Here is a 7060-nt window from a genome sequence, read left to right as displayed (position 1 = left end):
CACCGGGTCGTTCGGTCGACGCGGGTGCAGTGCGCGACTTCATCGGGCAGCGGTTGCCGTCGTACATGGTTCCGGCGGCGGTCATGGTGCTCGGCGAGGTCCCGCTCACCCCGGCCGGCAAGCTGGATCGCAAGGCGTTGCCGGAGCCCACTTTCGAAGCACGTGAATTCCGCGCTCCCTCGACACCCGTCGAGGTGATCGTGGCAGGTGTGCTCGCCGACCTTCTCGATGTGGAGCGGGTCGGCGTGGACGACGACTTCTTCGCGCTGGGCGGTAACTCCCTGATCGCGACCCAGGTCGTGGCGCGGCTGGGTGTCGCGCTGAATACCCAGGTGCCGGTCCGGGAACTGTTCGAGGCATCCGTCGTCGGCACACTGGCTGCCCGGCTCCAAGAGCAGGTCGGTTCGGGCGGACGTCCGGCGCTGGTGCCGCAACCGCGACCCACCCGGGTGCTGCCGTCGGGGGAGGTCGTGGAGCGGATCCCGCTGTCCCTGGCGCAGCAGCGGATGTGGTTCCTGAACTGGTTCGATTCCGGTTCGAAGGCCTACAACATCCCGATGGTCATCCGCTTGTCCGGGCAGCTGGACATTCCGGCGATGCGGCAGGCGGTCGGCGATCTGGTCGTGCGGCACGAGGTGCTGCGGACTGTGTACCCGGAGACCGAATCCGGTCCGGTGCAGGTGATCCTGCCGGTGTCGGGCGCGGTGCCGGAGCTGGACGTGCGGACGGTGGCCGCGGACGCGGTCGAGGCGACCGTATTCGACCTGATGTCGAAGTCCTTCGATGTCGCCGAGCGGGTGCCGTTGCAGATCACTCTGCTGCGGATCGAGGGTGCCGAAGACGAATACATCCTTGCGGCGGTCGTGCACCATATCGCCGGCGACGGTTTGTCGGTCAAGCCGTTGACCCGGGATCTGATGACCGCGTACGTCGCGCGGGCAGCCGGCACCGCCCCGGATTGGGCGCCGTTGCCGGTCCAGTACGCCGACTACTCGATCTGGCAGCGGGCGCTGCTGGGAGATGAGAACAACCCGGCGTCCCTGGCGGCCGCGCAGATCGATTACTGGCGGTCGGCGCTGGCCGATATTCCGGATCAGCTGGACCTGCCGGCGGATCATCCGCGCCCGGAGAAGCAGTCGTACGCCGGTGGCCGCGTGGCAGTCGGTATCGATTCCGAGATCCACGCCGGTTTGCGGCGGTTGGCGCAGGAACACGGCGCAACCATGTTCATGGTGGTGCATTCCGCTTGGGCGGTGCTGTTGTCGCGGCTGTCGGGCACCGACGACATCACGATCGGTACGCCGGTGGCCGGTCGTGGTGAGCAGGCGCTCGACGATTTGATCGGTATGTTCGTCAACACGCTGGTATTGCGGACCCAGGTGGATCGTGGTGCGGCGTTCGCGGATCTGCTGGCACGGCAGCGGCAGGTGGATATCGAGGCGTTCGCGCATGCCGATGTGCCGTTCGAGCGTTTGGTGGAGGCACTCGACCCGGAACGGTCGACCGCTCGGCATCCGCTGTTCCAGGTCGGGTTCACGTTCCAGAACATGGCGGAGTCGAGCCTGGAATTGCCGGGGCTGACGATCTCGGGTGTGGATGCCGATATCGCGGTCTCGCAGTTCGATCTGAACCTCACCCTGGGCGAGATCCACGACGCCTCGGGCATTGCCGAGGGGATGAGCGGCTATCTGACGTTCGCCACGGATCTGTTCGAGGCCGAGACCGTCCAGACTTTCGCCGATCGGTTCGTGCGGATCCTGCGCGCGGTCGCCGACGATCCGCGAATCCCGGTCGGCGATATCGATGTGCTCGGTGATATCGAGCGGTCGAATGTGCTGCGTCACTGGGTGAGTGCGCGTGCCGAGGCCGGTACCGGAGTGTTCACCGGTGCCGCGGATCCGGTCGGCGAAGCGGAAACGGCCACTCTGGCAAGCCTTTTCGATGCGGTTGCCGCCGTGCACGCGCAGCGGACCGCGGTGAAATTCGAATCCGATCGACTCACCTACGCCGAGCTGGATCGGCGGGCGAATACCCTGGCGCGGCGATTGATCGCCGTGGGGGCCGGGCCCGAATCGCTGGTGGCGGTATTGCTGCCCCGTTCGCTGGATCTGGTGGTGGCACTGCTGGCGGTGATCAAGTCGGGCGCCGGTTATCTGCCCGTGGATCCCGACTCTCCGGCCGAGCGGATCGCGTACGTGCTCGCCGATGCCCGTCCACAGGCGGTGGTCCGGGATGCCTCGGTGACGGTGGATCTGCCGACGGATCTACCGCAGGTGATGGTGGACGGTTCCGGTGGTGATTTCAGCGACGCACCGGTCACCGATGATGACCGGCTCGCGCCGCTGCGCCCGGACAACACCGCCTATGTCATCTACACCTCCGGCTCGACCGGCCGCCCGAAGGGCGTGGCGGTGGCGCATCGCAATGTGGTGCGGTTGTTCGCCAACACCGATCGCGAGTTCGGTTTCGGGCCCGACGATGTGTGGACCCTGTTCCACTCCTACGCGTTCGATTTCTCGGTGTGGGAGCTGTGGGGCCCACTGCTGTTCGGCGGAACCTCGGTGGTGGTGGACTACTACACGACACGTTCACCGGAGCAGTTCCTGGAATTGCTGCGTACCGAGCGGGTGACGGTACTGAACCAGACACCGTCGGCGTTCTATCAGCTGGCCGAGGCCGATCGGGCCGCGGCCGCCGATGCCGCCGCGCTCGCGCTGCGTTATGTGATCTTCGGTGGCGAGGCGCTCGAGTTGCGCCGCCTCGCCGACTGGGTCGCCCGGCACGGCGACGGTACGACCGGCCGGACCCGGATGGTCGACGGCCGGGAGACCGCGTCGCCGGTCCTGGTGAACATGTACGGGATCACCGAAACCACCGTGCATGTGTCCTACCGTGCTCTGGACGCCGCTGCTGTCGCCGAGGCGGCCGGTAGCGTCGTCGGCCGGGCGCTGGCGGGGCTGAAAACCTATGTGCTGGACAACCGGTTGCAGCCGGTTCCGGTCGGTGTGCCGGGTGAGTTGTATGTGTCCGGTGGGCAGCTCTCGCGTGGTTATCTGGGCCGGCCGGAGCTTTCGGCGGCGCGTTTCGTGGCAGACCCGTTCGGTGCGCCCGGCGAACGCCTGTACCGCTCCGGTGACGTCGCGCGCTGGAATCGTTCCGGCGAGCTGGAGTATCTGGGACGTTCGGACGACCAGGTGAAGATCCGTGGCTTCCGGATCGAGCTGGGTGAGATCGAGGACGCTGTACTCGCCCTGCCCGGTATCGCGCAGGCCGCCGTGATCGTCCGGGAAGACCGCCCCGGTGACCAGCGGATCGTCGCCTACGTGGTGCCCGAGTCCGGTACCGAGTTCGATCAGGACGCGGTGCGTGACGGCACGGCGGTACGGCTGCCCTCGTACATGGTTCCCACCGCGGTGGTGGCGCTGGACCGGATTCCGTTGACCATCAACGGAAAACTGGACCGCAAGGCATTGCCGGAACCGGTATTCGCCACCGGAGCGGCGTTCCGTGGGCCGCGTAATCCCATGGAGCAAATCCTCGCCGAGGTGTTCGCCGAGGTGCTGGGTGTGGATCGCGTCGGGGTGGACGATTCGTTCTTCGCCCTCGGCGGCGACAGCATCGTCTCCATTCAGCTCGTGTCCCGGGCGAAAGCGCGCGGGGTGGTGTTCACGCCGCGTCAGGTGTTCGAACAGCGCACGGTGGCCGGTCTGGCGTCTGTCGCCGAGGTCGGGGAAGCCGCCGAAGGCGTGCTCTCGTTGCCCGAGTTGCCCGGCGGCGGGGTCGGCCGGCTGCCGCTCACGGCGATCGTGCGATTCATGGTGGAACGGTCCGGTTCCCACGGCCGGTATCACCAGTTGACGACCTTGAGTCTGCCGGTCGGCGTCACCCGGGCGACCATCGCCGCAGTGCTGGCGCCGGTGCTGGACCGGCACGACATGTTGCGGGCGCGGCTGATCGCCGAGGACGGCGAATGGTTCGTCGAAACGGCCGAGCCGGGGTCGGTCGATGTGGACGCGCTGATCGATCACACAGTGTTCGATGCCACCGCCGACGAGCAGCGGTTGCTCGAAACGGCCGAGGCCGCTGTCAGTGCCACCCTGGATCTGCTCGATCCCGAGCGCGGTGTGGTGGTCCGGTTCGTGTGGCTGGAACCGGATACCGCCGACCGGCCCGGGTACCTGGTCGTCGTCGCTCATCACTTGGTGGTCGACGGTGTCTCGTGGCGCATTCTGGCACCCGATTTCCTGTTGTCCGCCGGTGCGCACAGTGCCGGGCAGCAGCCGGAGCTGTCGGCGCCCAGTACCTCGATGCGGACCTGGGCCCACGCGCTCGAGGAGCATGCGTACAGCCCGGAGCGGGTCGCGGAACTGGAGTACTGGCAGACCGTGGCCGGTACCGCCGATCCGCTGCTGACCAGCCGCGCGATGGATCCGATGGTCGATACCGCCGGGACGGTCGATATCCATTCGGTGGAGGTGTCGCCGGAAGTCACCAGGGCATTGCTCACCACTGTGCCGAAGTTGTTCCACGGCGGAGTGAACGACGGCCTGCTCACCGCACTTGTGCTCGCCACCGCCACGTGGCGGGCCCGCCGGGTACCCGGCGTGGCGGTCGACGATCCGCTGCTGGTCCGGCTGGAGGGCCACGGTCGTGAGGAGGAGGTCGTACCCGGAGCCGATCTGTCCCGCACGGTCGGCTGGTTCACCACGATCTACCCGGTGCGGTTCGCGCCGGCCGGCGATATCGAGGACGCGATCGCCGGGGGCCCGGCGCTGGGCGCGGTACTCAAGTCGGTGAAGGAACAGCTGCTCGCGGTGCCGGACAAGGGCATCGGCTACGGCCTGCTGCGCTATATGAACCGCGAGACGGCGGATCGGCTGCCGGTCACACTGCCGGGGCAGCTGAGCTTCAACTATCTGGGCCGATTCGGCGCGGGCGAGACCTCCGCGGAAATGCGTGAGTTCGGCTGGTGGCAGACGAACGATCTGGTGGTCGTGGGGGCATTCGATACCGATATGCCGGCGATGGCGCCACTGGATATCAATGCCGCCGTGATCGGCGACAAACTGACCGCGCGGATCGGGTATCCCTCGACGCTGCTGACGGCCGATGAGGTCCGCGAGTTCGGTGCGCTGTGGGCGCAGGCGCTGGAAGCGATCGCCCGTCAGGTCGATTCGGCGGAGGCCGGTGGGCACACCCCGTCCGATTTCGGTCTGGTCGCCCTGTCGCAGGCCGATATCGAGGGAATCGAGCGGCGATTCCCGATGCCGGTCGCCGATATGTGGCCGCTGTCCTCGATGCAGGCCGGCATGTGGTTCCACGCGCAGCTGGCCGCGGAGTCCGTGGACGTCTACACCGCGCAGGTAGTGCTGACCCTGACCGGCCGGGTGGACGCCGCCCGACTGCGCGCGGCGGCCCAGGCCCTGATCGACCGGTACGAGAACCTGCGTACCGCCTTCGTCACCGACCACGAGGGCAACCCGGTCCAAGTGGTCCTCGACGATGTGCCGGTCGACTGGACCGAGTACGACCGCAGCAGCACCCGGACAGCCGCCGACCTCATCGAGGCCGACCGGTTGCGCCGCTTCGATCTCACCGAGCCGCCGCTGCTCCGGTTCACCTTGATCGAGACCGGGGCGGATACCTGGCAATTCGTGGTGTCCAACCACCACATCCTGCTCGACGGCTGGTCCATGCCGCTGCTCATGCGGGATCTGCTCACGTTGTACGCGGTCCGGGCCGATACCAGTGCGCTGCCGATGGCCCATTCGTATCGGGCCTTCCTGGCATGGGTGGGCCGGCAGGATCGCCGGCTCTCGCTGGAGGCCTGGCGGGCGGCGCTGGCGGAGGTCGAGGAACCGACGCTGCTCGTCCGCCCGGAAGACGGCGGCTCCGCACAAGAGATCACCGCGCTGTCGGCCGAGTACGAGTTCGAGCTGGACCCCGCGGCCACCGCCCGATTGACCGCGCTGGCCACCGAGGTCGGCGTAACGGCGAACACCGTGCTGCAGGTGGCGTGGGCGGTGCTGCTGGGCCGCCTGACCGGCCGTGACGATGTGCTGTTCGGCGCCACCGTCTCCGGTCGCCCGCCGGAACTGCCCGGGGTGGAGACCATGGTCGGGTTGTTCATCAACACGATCCCGGTGCGGGTGCGGTTCGATCAGAACGAAGCCGTGCGGACACTGTTGGCCCGAGTACAGGGTGAGCAGGCCGATCTGCTGGATCACCACTATGTGGGTCTGGCGGATATCCAGGGCGCGGCCGGACTGGCGACGTTGTTCGACACCCTGCTGGTGTTCGAGTCGTATCCGGTGGACGCCGAGGGTATCCAGGCGCAGGCCGCCGATATCGACGGCATGACCGTGGCCGGGCTCGACGGTATCGACGCCACGCACTATCCGCTCACCCTGGTCGCCGCACTCGGCAATACGTTGCGGATCCGGGCCGGGTACCGGCAGGACCTGTTCGGTGAGGCCGAGGTGCGGCGGATCGCGGACCGGTTGATCAGGATGCTGGACGGGATCGTCGCAGACCCGGCCGCGGCCGTCGGTGATATCGATCTGCTGGACGCGGCCGAACGCGAACTGGTGCTGCACCGCTGGAACGCGACCGAACGCACGGTCGAGTCCCGGTTGCTCCTGGACGAGTTCGCCGGGGCGGTCGCCGCGTATCCGGATCGGATCGCGGTGTCGTTCGAGGGCGCCGAACTGACTTACGCGGAGTTCGCCGGCCGGGTAAACCGTCTGGCGCGGCATCTGATCGCCGAGGGTGTGGGGCCGGAATCACTGGTGGGTCTGGCGCTGCGGCGCTCGGTGGATCTGGTGGTGGCCATGTACGCGGTCGTCACCGCCGGCGGTGCCTATGTGCCGGTGGATCCCGAGCATCCGGCGGAGCGGACCGCCTATGTGCTCGAGACCGCGCAACCGGTCTGTGTGCTGACCTCGACGTCCGATGCCGGTGCTGTGCCCGAGGGGACAGGTGTGCCGGTACAGGCCGTGGACACACTGGAACTGTCGGGCTACGCCGATGCCCCGGTGACGGATGCGGAGCGGGTGGCGCC

1 protein-coding gene is annotated in these 7060 nt (G+C 67.7%); it reads left to right on the top strand.

The features are described 5' to 3' along the window. Nucleotides 1-7060 (top strand): non-ribosomal peptide synthetase (locus tag NS4_RS30765; protein ID WP_157106341.1); only part of this gene is annotated, 7060 nt, incomplete at both ends.

The organism is Nocardia sienata NBRC 100364, assembly GCF_001613205.1.
Taxonomy (GTDB): Bacteria; Actinomycetota; Actinomycetes; order Mycobacteriales; family Mycobacteriaceae; genus Nocardia; species Nocardia sienata.
This window is presented reverse-complemented; position numbering and strand designations above follow the sequence as displayed.